Annotated in this window: 16 protein-coding genes and 4 pseudogenes; 16 read left to right on the top strand and 4 right to left on the bottom strand. The window is 66.0% G+C overall.

Annotated elements, in window-relative coordinates:
* From KHO18_RS25610 to KHO18_RS25600, 3 genes are all read left to right on the top strand, one after another.
* The coding region (locus KHO18_RS25610) for a DUF3108 domain-containing protein (RefSeq protein WP_211944116.1) at window positions 1–694 on the top strand (694 nt) is incomplete at its 5' end.
* Between the two features lie 36 nt (window positions 695–730).
* Window positions 731–1,561 (top strand): 3-oxoadipate enol-lactonase, encoded by an 831-nt coding sequence (pcaD, locus tag KHO18_RS25605; RefSeq protein WP_144202530.1) that lies wholly within the window; start codon window positions 731–733, stop codon window positions 1,559–1,561.
* A 240-nt stretch (window positions 1,562–1,801) separates the two neighbouring features.
* Entirely contained in the window at window positions 1,802–2,059 is a 258-nt protein-coding gene (locus KHO18_RS25600) for a BTH_I0359 family protein (protein ID WP_092291295.1), read from the top strand.
* Window positions 2,060–2,143: 84 nt separating this feature from the next.
* On the opposite strand, the gene KHO18_RS25595 is transcribed toward KHO18_RS25600, so the two are convergent.
* A complete protein-coding gene (locus KHO18_RS25595) occupies window positions 2,144–2,536 on the bottom strand; it encodes a rhodanese-like domain-containing protein (RefSeq protein WP_144202528.1) in 393 nt (130 codons plus the stop codon).
* A 225-nt stretch (window positions 2,537–2,761) separates the two neighbouring features.
* Between KHO18_RS25595 and KHO18_RS25590 the strand changes: the two genes are divergently transcribed.
* The 5 genes from KHO18_RS25590 to KHO18_RS25570 all read left to right on the top strand — a co-directional run bounded on the left by KHO18_RS25590 (window position 2,762) and on the right by KHO18_RS25570 (window position 8,582).
* Entirely contained in the window at window positions 2,762–3,838 is a 1,077-nt protein-coding gene (locus tag KHO18_RS25590) for a homocysteine S-methyltransferase family protein (RefSeq protein WP_144202526.1), read from the top strand.
* A 45-nt stretch (window positions 3,839–3,883) separates the two neighbouring features.
* Window positions 3,884–6,631 (top strand): methionine synthase, encoded by a 2,748-nt coding sequence (gene metH / locus KHO18_RS25585; protein ID WP_144202524.1) that lies wholly within the window; start codon window positions 3,884–3,886, stop codon window positions 6,629–6,631.
* Between the two features lie 148 nt (window positions 6,632–6,779).
* Window positions 6,780–7,184 carry a hypothetical protein gene (locus KHO18_RS25580; protein ID WP_144202522.1) on the top strand — a complete coding sequence of 135 codons (405 nt, stop codon included), beginning with the start codon at window positions 6,780–6,782 and terminating at the stop codon, window positions 7,182–7,184.
* A gap of 308 nt (window positions 7,185–7,492) precedes the next feature.
* Window positions 7,493–8,125 (top strand): response regulator, encoded by a 633-nt coding sequence (locus KHO18_RS25575; RefSeq protein ID WP_061956399.1) that lies wholly within the window; start codon window positions 7,493–7,495, stop codon window positions 8,123–8,125.
* Window positions 8,126–8,177: 52 nt separating this feature from the next.
* On the top strand, window positions 8,178–8,582 hold the full coding sequence (locus KHO18_RS25570; RefSeq protein ID WP_144202520.1) for a response regulator: 405 nt from the start codon (window positions 8,178–8,180) through the stop codon (window positions 8,580–8,582).
* 4 nt (window positions 8,583–8,586) lie between these two features.
* Here KHO18_RS25570 and KHO18_RS25565 read toward each other — a convergent pair whose 3' ends face one another.
* Entirely contained in the window at window positions 8,587–9,990 is a 1,404-nt protein-coding gene (locus KHO18_RS25565) for a CHASE3 domain-containing protein (RefSeq protein ID WP_144202518.1), read from the bottom strand.
* A gap of 284 nt (window positions 9,991–10,274) precedes the next feature.
* Here KHO18_RS25565 and KHO18_RS25560 point away from each other — a divergent pair, with 284 nt between their 5' ends.
* The 3 genes and pseudogenes from KHO18_RS25560 to KHO18_RS28780 form a co-directional block, all read left to right on the top strand.
* The gene (locus tag KHO18_RS25560; protein ID WP_092291307.1) at window positions 10,275–10,439 is read left to right on the top strand and encodes a DUF1328 domain-containing protein; all 165 of its coding nucleotides are present in this window, start codon (window positions 10,275–10,277) and stop codon (window positions 10,437–10,439) included.
* An 83-nt stretch (window positions 10,440–10,522) separates the two neighbouring features.
* Window positions 10,523–10,954, top strand: a complete 432-nt coding sequence (locus tag KHO18_RS25555) for a DUF883 family protein (RefSeq protein WP_144202516.1) — start codon at window positions 10,523–10,525, stop codon at window positions 10,952–10,954.
* 380 nt (window positions 10,955–11,334) lie between these two features.
* Window positions 11,335–11,457, top strand: a pseudogene (locus KHO18_RS28780) (ESPR domain-containing protein); the annotation flags it as partial.
* Between the two features lie 35 nt (window positions 11,458–11,492).
* Here KHO18_RS28780 and KHO18_RS28575 read toward each other — a convergent pair.
* Window positions 11,493–11,732, bottom strand: a complete 240-nt coding sequence (locus KHO18_RS28575; RefSeq protein ID WP_244845093.1) for a hypothetical protein — start codon at window positions 11,730–11,732, stop codon at window positions 11,493–11,495.
* Between KHO18_RS28575 and KHO18_RS28775 the strand changes: the two are divergent.
* The 3 genes and pseudogenes from KHO18_RS28775 to KHO18_RS28765 all read left to right on the top strand — a co-directional run.
* Window positions 11,719–13,512, top strand: a pseudogene (locus tag KHO18_RS28775) (beta strand repeat-containing protein); the annotation flags it as partial. The gene KHO18_RS28575 and the pseudogene KHO18_RS28775 overlap by 14 nt on opposite strands.
* A 129-nt stretch (window positions 13,513–13,641) precedes the next feature.
* A pseudogene (locus KHO18_RS28770) lies at window positions 13,642–13,806 on the top strand (hypothetical protein); the annotation flags it as partial.
* Between the two features lie 123 nt (window positions 13,807–13,929).
* On the top strand, window positions 13,930–17,187 hold the full coding sequence (locus KHO18_RS28765; RefSeq protein WP_409365109.1) for a YadA family autotransporter adhesin: 3,258 nt from the start codon (window positions 13,930–13,932) through the stop codon (window positions 17,185–17,187).
* 132 nt (window positions 17,188–17,319) lie between these two features.
* Here KHO18_RS28765 and KHO18_RS25545 read toward each other — a convergent pair whose 3' ends face one another.
* On the bottom strand, window positions 17,320–17,640 hold the full coding sequence (locus KHO18_RS25545; protein ID WP_211944114.1) for a DUF1840 domain-containing protein: 321 nt from the start codon (window positions 17,638–17,640) through the stop codon (window positions 17,320–17,322).
* Window positions 17,641–17,830: 190 nt separating this feature from the next.
* Between KHO18_RS25545 and argS the strand changes: the two genes are divergently transcribed.
* Together argS and KHO18_RS25535 are read left to right on the top strand one after the other, a co-directional pair.
* Window positions 17,831–19,639, top strand: coding sequence for an arginine--tRNA ligase (gene argS, locus KHO18_RS25540; protein ID WP_144199277.1), 1,809 nt, complete (start codon window positions 17,831–17,833; stop codon window positions 19,637–19,639).
* A 105-nt stretch (window positions 19,640–19,744) separates the two neighbouring features.
* Window positions 19,745–20,112, top strand: a pseudogene (locus tag KHO18_RS25535) (SPOR domain-containing protein); the annotation flags it as partial.

Below are 20,112 nucleotides of genomic sequence, written 5' to 3'. Positions count from 1 at the left end.
CAGCGCCACCGCCGCGCCGGCGCCCCCGGCCCCGCCCGCGCCGGCATCGCCCCAGTACACCCCGCCGCCATCGGCCACCATGCATTACTCGAGCTACGTCAATGGCGTGCAGAACCCGGACGGCCTGATCCGCTGGGAGCAGGACGGCGGCCGCTACCGGCTGGTGGTGGAGACGCGCGTGCTGTGGTTCCGCTTCGTGTTCCAGAGCGCCGGCGAGATGGGGCCGGGCGGGCTGACCCCGCTGCGCTACGAGGAAGCCCGCCGCAGCAAGAAGGAAGTGGCGCGCTTCGACCCTGCGGCCGGGCTGATCGTGTTTGAAACGCGTGGCGGCCAGGCGCCGATGCCGCAGAACTTCCAGGACCGCTTCAGTGTGTTCCTGCAACTGGTGGGATGGGTCGCCGCCAACCCCCAGCGCTACGCCGCGCCGGGCGTGACCGACACCTTCAATGTGGCCGATACCCGCGAGGTGGAGCCGATGCAGGTGCAATACGTGGGGGAGGAGACCATCGAGATCGGCGTGCATGGCATGGTCAGCACGAAGCACTTCGTGCGCCTGCCACGTCATCCGGGTGATAAACGGCGCGTGGAAGTGTGGCTGGCGCCCGCGCTGAAATGGCTGCCGGCGCGTCTGCGTCAGACGGAACCCGATGGCACTCAGATTGATCTCGTCTATCGTAGTACTGAGGGACGTTGAGAATCATTCGTGCCGTGACACTCCGGAGATCGACATATGGCTGACACGAACACCCGACGCATACGCACTGGCGACGTGGACCTGCAGGTCCGCATCGACGGTTCGGACGGCCCGTGGGTGGTGTTGGCGCACGCTTTGGGTGCGAATTTGTCGCTCTGGGACGACACCGCACGGCATCTGGCGCCCCGGTATCGCATACTGAGGTACGACCTGCGCGGCCATGGCGGCAGCGATGCCCCGATCGGGTCTTATACGATGGCGCGGCTGGCCGATGACGTGGCCGCGCTGATGGACACCCTCGAGATTCCGCAGGCGCATTTCTGCGGGGTCTCGGTGGGCGGCATGATCGGGCAGACGCTCGGCGTGCGGCATGCGGAGCGGCTGCTGTCGCTGACGCTGGTCGACACGCAAGACCATACGCCGATGACGGCGCACCCGATGTGGGCCAACCGCATCGGCCAGGCCGAGGCACATGGCATGGCGGGCATGGTCAATGCCACGCTGGAGCGGTGGTTGACGGCCGGATTCCGGGAAGCGCATCCGGAGGCGGTCGAGCGGGTCCGCAGGATGCTTCTGGGTACGCCGGTGGAGGGCTACGTCGGGGTGGCGCAAGCCATCGTGGCCTTCGACCTCTCGGAGGCCATCGGCCGGATTCATTGCCCCACGTTGGTGATCGTGGGCGAAAACGATGAGGGTGCGCCCGTTTCGATGGCGCAATCCATTGCCAGCAAGATCCATGGTGCGAAGCTGGAGGTATTGCCCGAGGCCGCGCACCTGCCGTTCCTGGAACAGCCGGAACGCTTTTTCGCGGTGTTCGATGCGTTCCTCGGCAATGCGGCATGCGGCGGTCAATGCGACGTGCCCTAGTAATACGCTGAAAGATTTGGAATACAGAACTGCTCGGCGCTCAAGAAACTTGCGTGCGGCGCCGATGCCCAACCTAGGAGGGCAGCAATGGCACGCAAGGTTTCGTCCGGCAGCAGAACTTGAATTACGGACGACTACCCTCAGCTTGGAGGTGAAATCGCGGCATTCACGCCGGTTTAACGCCGGAAACCGCAATAATCTGCGGGATTGTCGCCAACCATGACGCCAGGAGGTAGCGCAATGCAAATGATCTACAACAGCGACAATTACTGCATTGTCGAGTTTGGAGCAGATGTCGAGCATGCGCCCCTTGCCTCGGGCGGCTACGAAATCGTCGACAAGAACCTGAAACGCGAAATTTTCCTCGGCGGCCATATGGCCGAGACCTTCCGCGCCGATGTGACGCGTCTGATCGAGAGCGAGCCATCCGTGGAAGAGGTGGATGAATTCCTCGGCAAGTTCGATACGGTGATGAACAACCCGCTGGTCATGCACTGACCCGGCACCGTCTGCCCCACCGCGATACGACGACGCCCGCGCAAGCGGGCGTTTTTCATGGCGCGGGCGGGTCAACAGCCGGTGTCAGTACTGTTCCCACGGCAACCCGTCGTGGCGCCAGCCATTCAGGGTATTGCGATGCCGCTGGGGGTCCAGGTCGCCCTCGAAGCCGTGCAGGACGTTGTACACCGTGGTGAAGCCGGCGCCCTCCAGCGCACGCGCCGCCGCCGTGGAGCGGTTGCCGCTGCGGCAGATCAGCAGCACCGGGCGGGCCGAGGCATGGCCGGCCAGCTTCTTCACCGCCTGGACGAAATGCGGGTTCACCTCCCAGTCCGGCCCATCGTTCCAGGGCACGTTGTGGGCGCCCTGCGGATGGCCGACGAACAGGTATTCCATCTCGCTGCGGCAGTCGATGAACAGCGCATCGGGGGCGCTGTCGAGCAGGGCGCGGGCGTCGGCGGGGCTCAGGTGTTGCATGCGGTTCGGGCCGGTTTGGGCGGGTTGGGGCGGGTTTGGGAGGACGGGAACAAGTGCGGTGGCGATTACGTCTCCCAGTGTAGGCCGCCGCGCCCGGCACTGACAACCCGGGCGCGGCGCGGAATAGCGGGGTTTCCGATGTCCTTTCTGCCCGCAATGCCTTGATCACCCTGATAAAATCCCGCTCTTACCCAAAATTCGGCAGTCTTCCGCCCCAGCCCCGTCATGAGCGCCACTCCCACACCTGTCCGTCCGTACACGCGGGCCGCCAACCTGCCCCGGTTGCTGCGCGACCGCATCCTGATCCTGGACGGCGCCATGGGCACCATGATCCAGCGCTACAAGCTTGGCGAGGCCGACTATCGCGGCACGCGCTTCGCGGACCATCGCATCGACGTGAAGGGCAACAACGAACTGCTGCTGCTTACGCGCCCGGAAGTCATCAGCGAGATCCACGAGCAGTACCTTGCCGCCGGCGCGGACCTGATCGAGACCAACACGTTCGGGGCCACGCGCGTGGCGCAGGAAGACTACAAGATGGCGGACCTCGCCTATGAGATGAACGTCGTGGCCGCCCGCCTGGCGCGCGCCGCCTGCGACAAGTTCAGCACGCCGGAGAAGCCGCGCTTCGTGGCCGGCGCCTTCGGCCCCACGCCGAAGACCGCCAGCATCAGCCCGGATGTGAACGACCCCGGCGCGCGCAACGTCACGTTCGAGGAACTGCGCGAGTCCTACTACGAGCAGGGCAAGGGTCTGCTCGAGGGCGGCGCCGACGTGTTCCTGGTCGAGACGATCTTCGACACGCTGAACGCCAAGGCCGCCCTGTTCGCCATCGACCAGCTGTTCGAGGACACCGGCGAGCGCGTGCCCGTGATGATCTCCGGCACCGTGACCGACGCCTCGGGGCGCATTCTCTCCGGCCAGACCGTCGAGGCGTTCTGGAACAGCCTGCGCCACGCCCGGCCGATCACCTTCGGCCTGAACTGCGCGCTCGGCGCCACGCTGATGCGCCCGTACATCGCCGAACTGGCCAAGGTGTGCGACGCCGCGGTGTCCTGCTACCCCAACGCCGGCCTGCCCAACCCGATGAGCGACACCGGCTTCGACGAAACGCCCGAGGTCACCTCGTCGCTGGTGGAGGAATTCGCCGCGTCCGGGCTGGTGAACCTGGTGGGCGGCTGCTGCGGCACCACGCCCGAGCACATCGCGGCCATCGCCCAGCGCGTGGCCAACAAGGCGCCGCGCACCTGGCCCGGCCAGTACCGCGACGACACCGCCGTGGCCGCCACCGCCGCCGCCTGATCCATCGCCCGCCCCACACCAGACATAGCGAGACATAGCCTTCCCATGAGCCAGCAAAACCTGCCCCCGCGTCCGATGCGCCTCTCCGGCCTGGAGCCGTTCACCATCGACGACGACACGCTGTTCGTCAACGTGGGCGAGCGTACCAACGTCACCGGCTCCAAGGCGTTCGCGCGCATGATCCTGAACGGCCAGTTCGACGAGGCGCTGGCCGTGGCCCGCCAGCAGGTGGAGAACGGCGCGCAGATCATCGACATCAACATGGACGAGGCCATGCTGGATTCGAAGGCGGCGATGGTTCGCTTCATGAACCTGATTGCCTCCGAGCCGGACATTGCGCGGGTGCCGATCATGATCGACTCGTCCAAGTGGGAGGTGATCGAGGCCGGGCTGCAATGCGTGCAGGGCAAGCCGGTGGTGAACTCGATCTCGCTCAAGGAGGGCGAGGAGCAGTTCCGCCACCAGGCCGCGCTGATCCGCCGCTACGGCGCTGCCACCGTGGTGATGGCGTTCGACGAGAAGGGCCAGGCCGACACCTTCGCGCGCAAGACCGAGATCTGCAAGCGCAGCTACGACCTGCTGGTGAACGAGCTGGGCTTCCCGCCCGAGGACATCATCTTCGACCCGAACATCTTCGCGGTGGCCACGGGCATCGAGGAGCACAACAACTACGCGGTGGACTTCATCGAGGCCACGCGCTGGATCAAGCAGAACCTGCCGTATGCGAAGGTGAGCGGCGGTGTCTCCAACGTGTCGTTCTCGTTCCGCGGCAACGACGTGGTGCGCGAAGCCATCCACACCGTGTTCCTGTACCACGCCATCGCGGCGGGCATGGACATGGGCATCGTCAATGCCGGCCAACTGGGCGTGTACGACCAGCTCGACCCGGAACTGCGCGAGCGCGTGGAAGACGTGGTGCTGAACCGCCGCGACGATTCCACGGACCGCCTGCTGGAGATTGCCGACCGCTTCAAGGGCGGCGGCGCCAAGCGGGAAGAGAACCTGGCCTGGCGCGGCACGCCCGAGCAGCCGGTGACGGTGGCCGCACGCCTCGCCCATGCGCTGGTGCACGGCATCACCACGTTCATCGTCGAGGATACCGAGGAAGCGCGCCAGGAGATCTTCGCGCGCGGCGGCCGTCCCATCGAGGTGATCGAAGGGCCGCTGATGGACGGCATGAACGTGGTCGGCGACCTGTTCGGCGCCGGCAAGATGTTCCTGCCGCAGGTGGTCAAGAGCGCGCGGGTGATGAAACAGGCCGTGGCGCACCTGCTGCCGTTCATCGAGGAAGAGAAGCGCCTGCTGGCCGAGGCCGGCGGCGACGTGCGCGCGCGGGGCAAGATCGTCATCGCCACGGTGAAGGGCGATGTGCACGACATCGGCAAGAACATCGTGTCGGTGGTGCTTCAGTGCAACAACTTCGAAGTCGTGAACATGGGCGTGATGGTGCCCTGCAACGAGATCCTGGCGCGGGCCAAGGTCGAGGGCGCGGACATCGTGGGCCTGTCCGGCCTGATCACCCCGTCGCTCGAGGAAATGGCCTATGTGGCGTCCGAGATGCAGCGTGACGACTACTTCCGCATCAAGAAGATTCCGCTGCTGATTGGCGGCGCCACCACCTCGCGCGTGCACACGGCGGTCAAGATCGCCCCGCACTACGAAGGTCCGGTGGTCTACGTGCCCGATGCCTCGCGCTCGGTCAGCGTGGCCTCCAGCCTGCTTTCGGACGAAGGCGCCAAGAAGTACCTGGACGAGCTGCGCGTCGACTACGACCGCATCCGCACCCAGCACGCCAGCAAGAAGGCCACGCCGATGGTGACGCTGGCCCAGGCACGCGCCAACAAGACGCCGGTGGACTGGAGCGCCTACGTGGCGCCGAAGCCGAAATTCATCGGCCGCCGCGTGTTCCGCAACTACGACCTCGCCGAACTGGCCAACTACATTGACTGGGGCCCGTTCTTCCAGACCTGGGACCTCGCCGGCAAATTCCCGGACATCCTCAACGACGAGATCGTGGGCGAGTCCGCCCGCCGCGTGTTCTCGGACGGCAAGAGCATGCTGGCCCGGCTGATCCAGGGCCGCTGGCTGACTGCCAACGGCGTAATGGCGCTGCTGCCGGCCAACACGGTCAACGACGACGACATCGAGATCTATACCGACGAGACCCGCACCAAGGTGGCGCTGACCTGGCACAACCTGCGCCAGCAGAGCGAGCGCCCGGTGGTGGACGGCGTGCGCCGCCCCAACCGCAGCCTGGCGGATTTCATCGCCCCGAAGGACAGCGGCGTGGCCGACTACATCGGCCTGTTCGCGGTCACGGCCGGCATTGGCGTGGACAAGAAGGAAGCCCAGTTCGAGGCCGACCACGACGACTACAGCGCGATCATGCTCAAGGCGCTGGCCGACCGTCTGGCCGAAGCCTTCGCCGAATGCCTGCACGCCCGCGTACGCACGGACCTGTGGGGCTACAACGCTGGCGAGACGCTGAGCAACGACGAGCTGATCGCCGAGTCGTATCGCGGCATCCGCCCGGCGCCCGGCTATCCGGCCTGCCCGGAGCACACGGTCAAGGGCCCGATGTTCGAATTCCTCGACGCCGGCGAGATCGGCATGGGCATCACCGAATCGCTGGCGATGACGCCGGCGGCCTCGGTGAGCGGCTTCTATCTTGCGCATCCGGACGCCACGTACTTCAGCGTTGGCAAGATCGGCCAGGACCAGCTCGACGACATGGTGGCGCGCCGTGGCGAAGACCGTGCCACGCTGGAACGCGCCCTCGCGCCGAACCTGTAACGGGCCTCACCACTGCTTACAGGGCATTACAAGTCCTCACAGACCGCGCCGGAAAGACTCCTTAGACTGAGCCTCAGTTCACGTGACACCGCGTGAATGCCGCGACGAATGTTTCGTCGCGGGGCATTCCAGAATAGGAGTCTCTTCCATGAACAAGCTGCTGATCTCCCTGTCCGCCCTGTCGATTGCTGCCGCTTCCTCCGTGGCGATGGCCCAAGGTACCGGCGTCACCGCCGGTGCGCAAAACGGACTGGGCGCCTCGGTGAACGCGCCGGGTGTGAGCGCGGGCGCCAACGCATCGGGCGGCCTGAGCACGCAAGGTGGCGCCGCCACGACCACCGCGCCGACGGCCGCCGACAGCAAGGCAGACATCGGCGCCAAGGCCGGTGCGAAGGCAGACACCTCAGCCGGCACCAAGGCCGAGACCCACTCGAAGAGCAAGCAGGGCAGCCACGCCAAGGCCAAGAGCAAGAAGGGCGAGTCGAAGGACGGCGTGACGCCGCTCGGCGCCAGTGCCGGGGCGGGGGCGGACGCCGGTACCAAGATCCAGTAGTCGATCGCTATCCCAGCGCTCGGCGCCCGGCAGGGGCCGGGGCGGTACCCTCCAGGCCGCCTCCCCCCAGGCCGGGGCGCAGGACGCGGAATGCATCACCAGAACGGGCGCTTCGGCGCCCGTTCTGCCGTTTTCACGTGCTGGAGGCGGCCGGGCGCCCGATTTGGCGCAGCGCAGCAGGCCCGTGCCGTGGCGCGTCAGTGTCAGCCTGACACTGACATATTTGCTGCGGCGCCGGCACTACAATGCAGAAACCGGCGCGGGCCGTGCTTTGGCAGCCGCGCTGCCCCCTCACCGTGGAGACACCGATGATCCGCGTCTTGATCGCCGACGATCATGAGATCGTTCGCGCCGGTCTGCGCCAGTTCATTTCAGAGGAACCCGACATCAAGGTGACGGGCGAAGCCGCCAGCGGCGACGAAGTGATGGCGCAGTTGCGCGACAGCGAGTTCGATGTCCTCGTACTCGATATTTCCATGCCGGACCGGAACGGCATCGACGTACTCAAACTCATCCGGCAGCGCCTGCCTAACCTGCCGGTGCTGATTCTGTCCACCTATCCGGAAGACCAGTACGCGATCAACCTGATCCGTGCCGGGGCGTCCGGCTACCTGACCAAGGAGTCCGCGCCGGACGACCTGGTCAAGGCCATCCGCACGGTGGCCCAGGGCCGCCGCTACGTCAGCCCGACCGTGGCCGACCTGCTGATCGGCGGGCTGGACAAGCCCACCGAGCAGCCGGTGCACCAGACCCTTTCCGAGCGCGAGTTCCAGATCTTCTGCAAGCTGTCGCGCGGGCAGTCGGTCTCGGTCATCGCCGACGAGCTGTTCCTGAGTGTGAAGACCGTGAGCACCTATCGCTCGCGCATTTTGGAAAAAATGGGCATGAAGACCAACGCCGACCTGACGTACTACGCCATCAAGAACGGCCTGGTGGAGTAGCGTCCCGTCGTCCCCGTCAGCAAACAGACCTTTCGCCGCCCCCTATCGCACCATGCCGGAGCAAGCCACGGCCTCCTCGACCCGCTCGCTGCGCGTCCTCCTGATCGAGGATTCCGCGGTCCTGCGGGGCATGCTGCTGGAATACCTGACGGCCTTCCCGTTCGTCGAATCCGTGGACTGGGCCGATACCGAGGCCATGGCCATCCGGCTGGCCGGGGGCGGGCATTATGACGTGGTGATCGTCGACCTGCAGCTCAAGCAGGGCAACGGCATCAATGTGCTGCGCGAGATGCAGCGCGCCGGGCTCTCCGGCATCCGCATCGTCTACACCAATCACGCGCAGGTCTCGATGTACCGCCGCCAGTGCGCGGAGGCCGGGGCCGACTATTTCTTCGACAAGTCGCTGGAACTGGAGCAGGTGTTCCGCGTGATCGAGGAATATGCGACCTCGGCCTGACGGCCTACAGCTGCTCGGCTGCCTTTTCCGTTTCCTCCGGCGGCGCCAGCACCGATGTGGTGAGCGGCACCTCGATGCGCACGCTCACGCCCTGGCCGGGCGCGGAGTCGATCTGCATCGTCCCGCCCAGCGCCAGCACGCGCTGCTCCATCCCCAGCAGGCCGTGGTGGCCGGCCGTGCTGCCGGCGTCGAAGTCCGGCGGCAGACCCTTGCCATCATCGCGGATGGTCAGGGTGAGATGGTCGTCGGTGCAGGCCAGCGCCACGGAGACGTGGCGCGCCTCGGCGTACTTGCTGGCGTTGGTCAACGATTCCTGCACGATCCGGTATAGCGCGATGGCCGCGCTGTCGCGCAGCGGCGGCAGGGAATCGGGCAGATCCACATCGGTTTCCCACTGGTTGCGCGCGCCGCCGTCCTCCACGGACTGGATGATGGCCTCGCGCAGGCCCAGGTTCAGCAGCACGGTCGGGCGCAGGTCCTCGATCAGCTGCCGCTTGATCTGGATGCCCTGATCCACGTGCAGCATCACGCGGGTCAGCTTGTCGCGCGCCTCGGGGTGGGTCTCCTGCACACGCATGCGCACCCAGTGCAGGTCGAGCTTGATGGCCGTCAGGATGGCGCCCAGTTCGTCGTGGAGTTCCCGGGCCAGCCGGGTCTTCTCGTCCTCGGTCACGCGCTGCAAGTGGGCCGCCAGCGCGGACAGCTGCCGCGTACGCGCGCGCACCTTGCGGTCGAGCCGGGCGCTTTCCTCTTCCAGCTGGATGCGGGCCGCCTCGGCCATCGACATCCGGCGCGAATGGCCGAGCCCGACCGTGACCAGCAGCAGGATGTTGATCGCCGTCAACAGGCCGATGCCGTAGCGCGAGAGCTGCAGGTCATGCTCGGCCGCCTCCAGGTTGTGCGTCACGGTGCCGGACTCGCGCGCCTGCAGCTGCTCCAGCCCGCGCCGGGCGGCTTCCATGGTCTGGCGGCCGAAATCGGTGCGGATCAGGTCCATCGCCACGTCCACATCGCGCTTGCCGTAGACCAGCGTCAGGGCCATCTCGTTGAGCTTGCGGGTGACGAACTGGGACGCCTCGCCAAACTGGCGCAGGCCCTCGGCGTCGTTGGCGTAGTGCTGGCGGATGCGGGCCATCAGTGCGTTGATCTGCGGCAGCGCCTTGTAGTACGGCTCCAGATAGCTGTCCTGGCCGGTCAGCAGGAAACCGCGCTGGCCCGCCTCGGCGTTGACGAGTTCCCCCATCAGCGCGCCCAGGTCACTCTGCAGCTGCTGCGAGCGGATGGCTTCGGTATAGCCCTCGCGCAGGCGCAGGTTGCCCGTCTCCGAGGCAATCAGGACGGCCAGGGTCAGCACGATGCCGCCGGCGAGCAGCAGGGTATTTCTGAGAAGTAGGGAGTGCTTGGCCATCACGAATACCAGGAAATACCGGTTTGGGCGGACGCGCGGGCGCGCACGTGCGGCCATGGGATCACATCAACATGGCAGGGTCAATCGTACAGACGGCGCCCGGGTGGCGCACCCGGTGCGGCGCGGTGTGCATTGTAGGACTTGGCTGACACGGGAATCGGTCGGGTGTCGGTGTCTGGGGCCGGGGCATGACCCTACGATGAGGCTATGAGCTTGCGCGCCGTGGCGCAAGCCGGACGCACCACAGCATCAGGGGTGCGCCCGCTAACCTCGGGAGACTGGCCATGCTGCATTACGCACTCGTTTTCTTCGTTGTCGCGCTGATCGCGGCGATCTTCGGCTTTGGTGGCATTGCCGCCGGTGCCGTCGAAATTGCCAAGATCCTGTTCTTCATCTTCCTGGTCGTGGCGCTTGTCACCTTTGTGATGGGCCTGATCCGCAGAAGGTAAGGGGCACCCACGCGGCACGCGCCCATCGCCGGATTGGCGGCGGGGGCGGTGCTCAGTACCCCGAACCGCAATGAGGAGTCCCTATGCTCACGCAGAACCCCAAAGTAAGGAAGGAAATCAATCACTTGCATGACAGCGCCGACGCAGCCGTGCGCCAGCTGAAACATGCCGCCCGCGATACCCGCGACGCCGCGCGTGACGCAGCCGTACCGGTCTCGGGCGAGGTCAAGGCCCTGATCGCCCAGCTCCAGCAGACCATCGACGTGCTCACCCACGAGGGGTCGGAAGAGGGCCTGGCGGCCGGCCGCCGCCTGCGCATGCGGGCCAACGAGATGGCGGAACGGATTCGCGCCCGGGGGACCGATGGCATGCACTGGGCCCGGGAACATATGGACGAAGCCGTGGATCACGGCCGTGCTCGCGTGGCGGAAAGCCCGCTCAAGGCGGTAGGCATTGCCGCGCTGGTGGGCGCCTGTATCGGGCTGCTGCTGGCGGGCCGCCGCCGCGACGAGTAACCGCCGACGACACACCACTTTTCACGGCCCGGGAAGCCCGGGCCCGTACCGGTTTACCCCTGCAGCAAAACCCCCTTTCCGGATATATCCCTGATCCGGGACGCCCGGCACCTCACTGGTGGCCGGGCATTTTTTTGTGCTTTTTTCTTTGCATTTCCGTCGTATCAAGAGAATTACTAGGCTTCCAAGTCCTCCTTACTCCACAAGTGTCCTGTCCTTGTCCTGGGGCACTGCTTGGTTCGCCGGGTCATCACTCCGTTACTTTTAAAGATATCACTATTCAGGAAAGTCCCCACAACAACGAAATTGAGATCGTCGATGACATTGCAGATGGCGCAACAGTGATCGGGCGAATCCAGCAAATCAGAGTAGGGACTGACATGAACAAGCACTACAGAAGCATTTGGAACCACGTCACCGAGACATTCGTCGCCGCTGCAGAAAACGCGAAATCTGGCGGCAGGAAGGCCCGGACCACCGTGGCTGCAACCGCGCTGAGCGCGTTCGCAAGCTTCGCGCCTATCGACGTAGCAAACGCCTATGAGGCGGGCGGCGGCAGCGCCGCCGGAGAAGACGGCGTCGCCGTCGGTGCTGCATCAAATTCCGGCACAGGTGCGGGGAACACCGCGATCGGTGCCGACACTGTTGTGAATGGCGTCAGTTCGACTGCTGTTGGTTTCGGCGCCAGCGCGGAGGCGAACAACGCTCTCGCGCTGGGTGCGGACGCGGCCGCGAATCGCAATAATGCGATCGCCGTGGGCGCGATGTCGGTGGCCAACGGCGTCGATTCCGTGGCGATTGGCACGGGCGCGATGGCCACCTACGACAATGCGGTGGCGCTCGGGGCAAATGCCCGGGCAACTGGTGGGAATACTCTGGCCCTTGGCACCGGCGCAGTCGCGAGTCCGGCAAATAGTGTGGCGCTCGGTGCGGGCGCCGTGTCCTCCAGAAGCGATTCCGTATCCATAGGGAATGCGACGCAGACGCGTCAGATTACCAATATGGGGAATGGCACCTCGGATTCGGATGGCGCGACCGTGCGCCAGGTCCGGGGCGTGGCAGCGATGGTGGGAGGGGGCGCCGCGATTTCATCCAGTGGCTCGCCCGTGCTGCCGAGCTTCCGCGTGGCCGGTACCAACTACACCAACGTGGGCGCGGCCGTGTCCGCGTTGGACGTCCAAACCTCGTCGAACGCGGCAGCAATCGCGAACCTGGCCAACGCGCCCCGCCTGGTGCTGCAGGACGCGACCAGCAAGGTGCTGACGGTGGGCAAGGACGTGGCCGGCACGTCGGTGAACCTCACCGGCACGGCAGGTACCCGCACGCTGACCGGCGTCAAGGCTGGCACGCTGGCGGCCGGCAGCACGGAGGCCGTGAACGGTGCGCAGTTGCATGCCACCAACCAGCAGGTGTCGACCAACACGACCAACATCGCCAACAACACCACCAACATCGCGACCAACTCGACCAACATTCAGAACAACACGACGGCGATCAACAACATCGCTACCGGCAAGACAGGCTTGGTGCAGCAGGATGCCACCAGCAAGGTACTGACGGTTGGCAAGGATGTGGCTGGCACGTCGGTGAACCTTACCGGCACGGCAGGTACCCGCACGCTGACTGGCGTCAAGGCTGGCACGCTGTCGGCTGCCAGCACGGAAGCCGTGAACGGTGCGCAGCTGCATGCCACCAACCAGCAGGTCTCGGTCAACACGACCAACATCGCAAGCAACACCACCAACATCGCGACGAACACGACCAACATCCAGACCAACACGACGGCGATCAACAACATCGCTACCGGCAGGACGGGCTTGGTGCAGCAGGATCCCACCAGCAAGGTGCTGACGGTTGGCAAGGACGTGGCCGGCACGTCGGTGAACCTCACCGGCACGGCAGGTACCCGCACGCTGACCGGCGTCAAGGCTGGCACGCTGGCGGCCGGCAGCACGGAGGCCGTGAACGGTGCGCAGTTGCATGCCACCAACCAGCAGGTGTCGACCAACACGACCAACATCGCCAACAACACCACAAACATCCAGAACAACGCGACGGCGATCAACAACATCGCTACCGGCAAGACAGGCTTGGTGCAGCAGGATGCCACCAGCAAGGTGCTGACGGTTGGCAAGGATGTGGCCGGCACGTCGGTGAACCTTACCGGCACGGCGGGTGCGCGCACGCTGACTGGTGTGAAGGCCGGCGCGTTGTCGGCCGCCAGCACGGAGGCCGTGAACGGTGCGCAGTTGCATGCCACCAACCAGCAGGTGTCGACCAACACGACCAACATCCAGAACAACACGACGGCGATCAACAACATCGCTACCGGCAGGACAGGCTTGGTGCAGCAGGACGCGACCAGCAAGGTGGTGACGGTTGGCAAGGACGTGGCCGGCACGTCGGTGAACCTCACCGGCACGGCGGGTGCGCGCACGCTGACTGGTGTGAAGGCCGGCGCGTTGTCGGCCGCCAGCACGGAAGCCGTGAACGGTGCGCAGCTGCATGCCACCAACCAGCAGGTGTCGACCAACACGACCAACATCGCCAACAACACCACCAACATCGCAACGAACTCGACCAACATCCAGAACAACACGACGGCGATCAACAACATCGCTACCGGCAAGACAGGCTTGGTGCAGCAGGATGCCACCAGCAAGGTGCTGACGGTTGGCAAGGACGTGGCCGGCACGTCGGTGAACCTCACGGGCACGGCCGGTGTGCGCACGTTGACTGGCGTCAAGGCCGGCACGCTGTCGGCCGCCAGCACGGATGCCGTCAATGGCGCGCAGCTGCATGCGACGAACCAGCAGGTCTCGGTCAACACGACCAACATCGCTAACAACGCGACTAACATCGCGACAAATGCGACCAACATCGCGAACAACACGACCAACATCGCGAACAACACGCAGGACATTGGCGACATCAACACGGCGCTTTCCAACATCACCAATGGTGCGACGGGGCTGGTGCAGCAGGATGCGACCAGCAAGCTGCTGACGGTGGGCAAGGACGTGGATGGCGCGTCGGTGAATTTCACCGGCACGGCCGGCGTACGCACGCTGACCGGCGTGAAGGCTGGCGCGCTGTCGGCCGGCAGCACGGAGGCCGTGAACGGTGCGCAGCTGCATGCGACCAATCAGCAGGTCTCGGTCAACACGACCAACATCGCGAACAACACGTCGGACATCGGCGACATCAACACGGCGATTACCAGGATCACCAACGGCGCGGCGGGCCTCGTGCAACAGAACGCGACCACCAGGGCGCTGACTGTGGGCAAGACCACGGACGGCACGTCGGTTGACTTTGCCGGCACTGCGGGTGCCCGCACGCTGACTGGCGTCAAGGCCGGCACGCTCTCCGCCGCCAGCACGGAGGCCGTGAACGGTGCGCAGCTGCATGCCACCAATCAGCAGGTGTCGACCAATTCTACGAACATCCAGAACAACACGACGGCGATCAACAACATCGCCACCGGCAGGGCGGGTCTGGTGCAGCAGGACGCCGCCAGCAAGGTGCTGACGGTGGGCAAGGACGTGAACGGCACGTCGGTGAACTTCACCGGCACGGCTGGTGCCCGCACGCTGACCGGCGTAAAGGCCGGTGCGCTCTCTGCCGCGAGCACGGAGGCCGTGAACGGTGCGCAGCTGCATGCGACCAACCAACAGGTCTCAATCAACACGACCAACATCGAGAACAACACGCAGGACATTGGCGACATCAACACGGCGCTTTCCAACATCACCAATGGTGCGACGGGGCTGGTGCAGCAGGATGCGACCAGCAAGGTGCTGACGGTGGGCAAGGACGTGGATGGCGCGTCGGTGAATTTCACCGGCACGGCTGGGGTCCGCACGCTGACCGGCGTGAAGGCTGGCGCGCTGTCGTCCGCCAGCACGGAGGCCGTGAATGGTGCGCAGTTGCATGCCACCAACCAGCAGGTGTCGACCAACACGACCAACATCGCAAACAACACCACCAACATCGCGACTAACACGACGAACATCGCGAACAACACGACCAGCATCGAGAACAACACGACCAGCATCGAGAACAACACGCAAAACATTGGCGACATCAACACGGCCATCACCAATATCACCAACGGCACGACCGGCCTGGTGCAGCAGGACGCCACCAGCAAGGGGCTGACGGTGGGCAGGGACGTGGCCGGCACGTCGGTGAATTTCACCGGCACAGCAGGTGCCCGCACGCTGACCGGGGTGAAGGCAGGCACGCTGTCGGCCGCCAGCACGGAGGCCGTGAACGGTGCGCAGCTGCATGCCACCAACCAGCAGGTGTCCACCAACACCACCAACATCGCGAACAACACCACCAACATCGCGACTAACACGACCAACATCGAAAACAACACGCAGGACATCGGCGATATCAACACGGCGATTACGAACATCACCAACGGCGCGGCGGGGCTGGTGCAGCAGGATGCGACCAGCAGGTTACTGACGGTAGGCAAGGACGTGGATGGGACGTCGGTGGATTTCACCGGCACGGCCGGCGTACGCACGCTGACCGGCGTGAAGGCTGGTGCGGTGGCGGCTGCCAGCACCGATGCAGTCAATGGCGCACAGCTCCATACGACCAACCAGCGGGTGTCGACCAATTCTACAAACATCCAGAACAACACGACCAACATCGCGACAAACACGACCAACATCGCGAACAATACGTCGGACATCGATGACCTCAGCACGGCCATCACCAATATCACCAACGGCACGACCGGCCTGGTTCAGCAGGACGCCACCAGCAAGGCGCTGTCGGTGGGCAAGGACGTGGCCGGCACGTCGGTGGACTTCACCGGCACCGCCGGGGTCCGCACGCTGACCGGCGTGAAGGCCGGGGCGCTCTCGGCCGGCAGCACGGAGGCCGTGAACGGTGCGCAGCTGCATGCCACCAACCAGCAGGTCTCGGTCAACACGACCAACATCGAGAACAACACCACGGACATCAACGAGATCAACACCAATATCACCGATGTCATCAACGGCACGACCGGCCTGGTGCAGCAGGACGCAACGACCAAGGCGCTGACCGTGGGCAAGGACGTGGCCGGCACGTCGGTGAACTTCGCCGGCACCGCGGGTGCGCGCCAACTCGACGGCGTGGCAGCGGGCACCGTTTCCGCTGGCAGCCTGTTTGCCGTGAACGGCGGCCAGTTCTATGGCGCCAGCCTGGCCACCGCCAACGCGCTGGGTGGCGGGGCCACGGTCGGCGCCAATGGTGCGATCACCGCGCCGACCTACAACGTGGGGGGTACGACGGTCCACAGTGTCGGCGCGGCGGTGACCAACCTCGACGGCCGTCTCGCGGGGGTGGAAGGCTCGGTGACCACGGTCACCAACCAGATCAACAATGGCGAAATCGGCCTGGTCAAGCAGGATGCGGCAACGGGCAACATCTCCATGGCGGCCGACAAGGGCGGCAAGATGGTGGATATCAGCGGCAAGGACGGTTCCCGCAAGATGACCGGCGTCGCCGATGGGGCGATTGCGGCCGGCAGCTCGGACGCCGTCAACGGTGGCCAGATCTATGCACTGACGGAGCGGGTGGGCACCATTTCCACCGCGACCTCCTACTTCGCCGCCGACGGGACGGGCGACGGCGGCGACGCGGCACGCGCCGCGGGCGGTAGCCAGGGCGTGGCCGCAGGCAGCAAGGCCAATGCCTCGGGCAATGGCAGTGTGGCGATTGGGCGCAGTGCGGAAGCGGCCGGCGACAAGGCGGTCTCGATGGGGGCCGGCGCGACCGCCACGGCGAGCAACAGCGTCGCCATCGGCGCGGACGCCGTCGCGGATCGGGCCGACACGGTGTCGGTCGGCGCGGCGGGCGCCGAACGGCAGATCGCCAACGTGGCCGCTGGCACAGCCGCTACCGACGCGGTCAACGTGTCCCAGATGGAGAGCCACGGCAAGAATACGGTGGCCCGGGCCAACGCCTACACCGACGCCCGCATCGACAGCAATCGCCGGGAAGCCAACGCAGGCGTCGCGTCGGCGATGGCGATGGCGGGCCTGCCGCAGGCCACGGCGGCGGGCAAGAGCATGGTTGCCATGGCGGGATCGACTTTTAATGGCGAATCGGCCATGGCGCTGGGCGTGTCCCAGGTGTCGAAGAGCGGCCGCTGGGTCTACAAAGCCGTCGCCAGTTCCAATACCCGTGGCAACTATGGTGCAACGCTCGGCGCTGGTTTCCAGTGGTAAGCATCGCCCCTCCCGGTTGACCGCATCGTGGCCGGCCGGGCGTAAAAAAGGGCTGCGGAGATCACTCCGCAGCCCTTTTTCTCTATTTGTATACCGGGATGTCGTCCGATGCCCGCACTTGGAGGCTTGCCGTCAGACGCCCCACATCACGTTGGCGCCTTCCTTCTCGGACGCGCGCAGCATGTCCAGGAAGGGGTAGGCGCGCTGGCCCAGGTGGAGGGGTTCTTCCTCGTCCTCGTCGCGGGCGTCGGCGTGGACGGAGGCACCGGCGGGGTGTACCTTCTTCGCATCCTGGACGGCCGCCTCGAGTTTCTTGATGGCGTGCGGCAGTTCCTCGGACATGATCACCCCGCGCTCGCCCATATGCTTGCCGATGATGCCAAGCAGCGTGATGGCAAGATCCTTCATCATGATCAGGTCCTGCGCCGCGTGGGATTTGAAGGTGATCAGCATGATGTTTCCTTTCACGAGTGACGAAGGTCCGCACAAGCCGGGCGGCGCGGTCGCATGATGTCAGCATAGCACCTGATAAAATTCCGCGTTTCCCGATTTCCGGGTGCCGGTCACGCGACGCGCGGCGCACTTGCCGCACCGCCCCGATCCGGTCATCGCTCTCTTTAGCGCCTTCAGGGCAAAGACATCCATGCTGCCTGTTCAGACCTCCAATCTTGCCGCCGCGTTCACTGACGCCGTGCGCGCGCTCGCCCCGGCCGACGCCGCCCTGCCCGCCGTCACCTTCGAGCGCCCCAAGGTGGCCGCCCACGGCGACCTGGCGTGCAATATCGCCATGCAGGTGGCCAAGGCGCTCAAGAGCAATCCGCGCGAACTGGCCCAGAAGATCGTCGCCGCCGTGCAGGCCGACCCGCGCGCCACGGCGATCGTCGCCCAGGCCGAGATCGCCGGCCCCGGCTTCATCAACCTGCGCCTGACCCCCGCCGCCCGCGCTGACGTGCTGCGCGCCGTGCTGGCCGAAGGTGATCGATTCGGCGCCCGGCCGGCCGGCGAGCATGGCCAGGTGCTGGTGGAGTTCGTCTCCGCCAACCCGACCGGGCCGCTCCACGTCGGCCATGGCCGCCAGGCCGCCCTGGGCGACGCGCTGGCCAACCTGCTGGCCTGGAACGGCTGGGCGGTGCACCGCGAGTTCTACTACAACGACGCCGGCGTGCAGATCCAGACGCTGGCCATCTCGGTCCAGGCCCGCGCGCGCGGCCTGAAGCCGGGCGAGGCCGGCTGGCCCGAGTCCGCCTACAACGGCGACTACATCGCCGACATCGCCGCCGACTTCCTGGCCGGCAAGACGGTGGCCGCCAGCGACGGCGAGCCGGTGACCGCCTCGGGCAACATCGAGGATATCGAGTCGATCCGCAAGTTCGCGGTGACCTACCTGCGCAACGAGCAGGACATCGACCTCCAGGCCTTCGGCGTGAAGTTCGACCGCTACTACCTGGAGTCGTCGCTGTACAGCGATGGCCGCGTGGAAGGCGCCGTGCAGTCGCTGGTGGGCAAGGGCAAGACCTACGAGAGCGAAGGCGCGCTGTGGCTGCGCACCACCGATGACGGCGATGACAAGGACCGCGTCATGAAGAAGACGGACGGCACCTACACGTACTTCGTGCCGGACGTGGCGTACCACACCACCAAGTGGGAGCGCGGCTTCGCCAAGGTCATCAACGTGCAGGGCAGCGACCACCACGGCACCATCGCCCGCGTGCGCGCCGGCCTGCAAGGGCTGGACATGGGGATTCCCAAGGGCTACCCCGACTACGTGCTCCACAAGATGGTCACGGTGATGAAGAACGGCGAGGAGGTGAAGATCTCCAAGCGCGCCGGCTCGTACGTGACCGTGCGCGACCTGATCGAGTGGAGCAATGGCGGCGACGAGACCATCCGCGGCCTGCTGGATGCCGGCGTGGCGGACTGGCCGGCCCACTTCACGCGCGGCCGCGACGCCGTGCGGTTCTTCCTGCTGTCCCGCAAGGCGGATACCGAATTCGTGTTCGACGTGGACCTCGCCCTGAAGCAGAACGACGAGAATCCGGTGTATTACGTGCAGTACGCCCATGCCCGGATCTGCTCGATCTTCGAAGCCTGGGGCGGCGCCGGCTGGGAAGCCCGCCTGCCGGAGCTGGCCGGGGCCGACCTGGCCGCCGTGACCGGCGCGGATGTGAGCGCCCAGGCCATCGCGCTGGGCCGCCGCCTGGCCGAGTTCCCGGACATGCTGGCCGCCGCCGCCGGCGAGCTGGCGCCCCATGCGGTGGCGTTCTACCTGCGCGACCTGGCCGGCGACTTCCACGCCTTCTACAACGCCGACCGCGTGCTGGTGGACGACGAGGCGGTCAAGCGCGCCCGGCTGGCGCTGCTGGCCGCCACGCGCCAGGTGCTCAAGAACGGCCTGGCGGTGATCGGCGTCTCGGCGCCGCAACGGATGGACCGCGAGGCCGCTCCAAACTGAGCCGCCAGGCGCCTGGGACGGATGGTTGGGCCACTTTTCAGAGTGGTCTCAATCGTGCCTGCCGGGACAGGCCCTATAATCCCCGGCAACACCGAAGAGGACTTCATGCAACAGCAACGCAAGCGCGCCGCGCGCCGAACCCGTACCCATGTCCGGATGCAGCGCGGTGGTACGTTCCTGGGCCTGGTGCTCGGGCTGATCGTCGGCCTGGCCATCGCCGTGGTGGTGGCCCTGTATATCACCAAGTCGCCCGCGCCGTTCCAGCAGAAGGGCGCCAACGGCAGTGCCCAGCAGCGCCCGCCGAGCGAGCCCGGCAACGTGGCCACGCCGCTGCCGGCACCCACGCAACCGCAGCAGCAGGCCGAAGGCCCGAGCGACCCGAACCGGCCGCTGTGGAGCAAGACGCCGGCCAAGCCCGTGGGGCAGCCCGATGCGCAGCCGTCCACCCCGGCCCAGCCGCCGGTGGCGACGAC

Source organism: Cupriavidus campinensis, from assembly GCF_905397395.1.
GTDB classification, from domain to species: Bacteria; Pseudomonadota; Gammaproteobacteria; order Burkholderiales; family Burkholderiaceae; genus Cupriavidus; species Cupriavidus campinensis.
The sequence above is the reverse complement of the archived record's forward strand: the minus strand, read 5'-3'. Positions and strand labels throughout refer to the sequence as shown.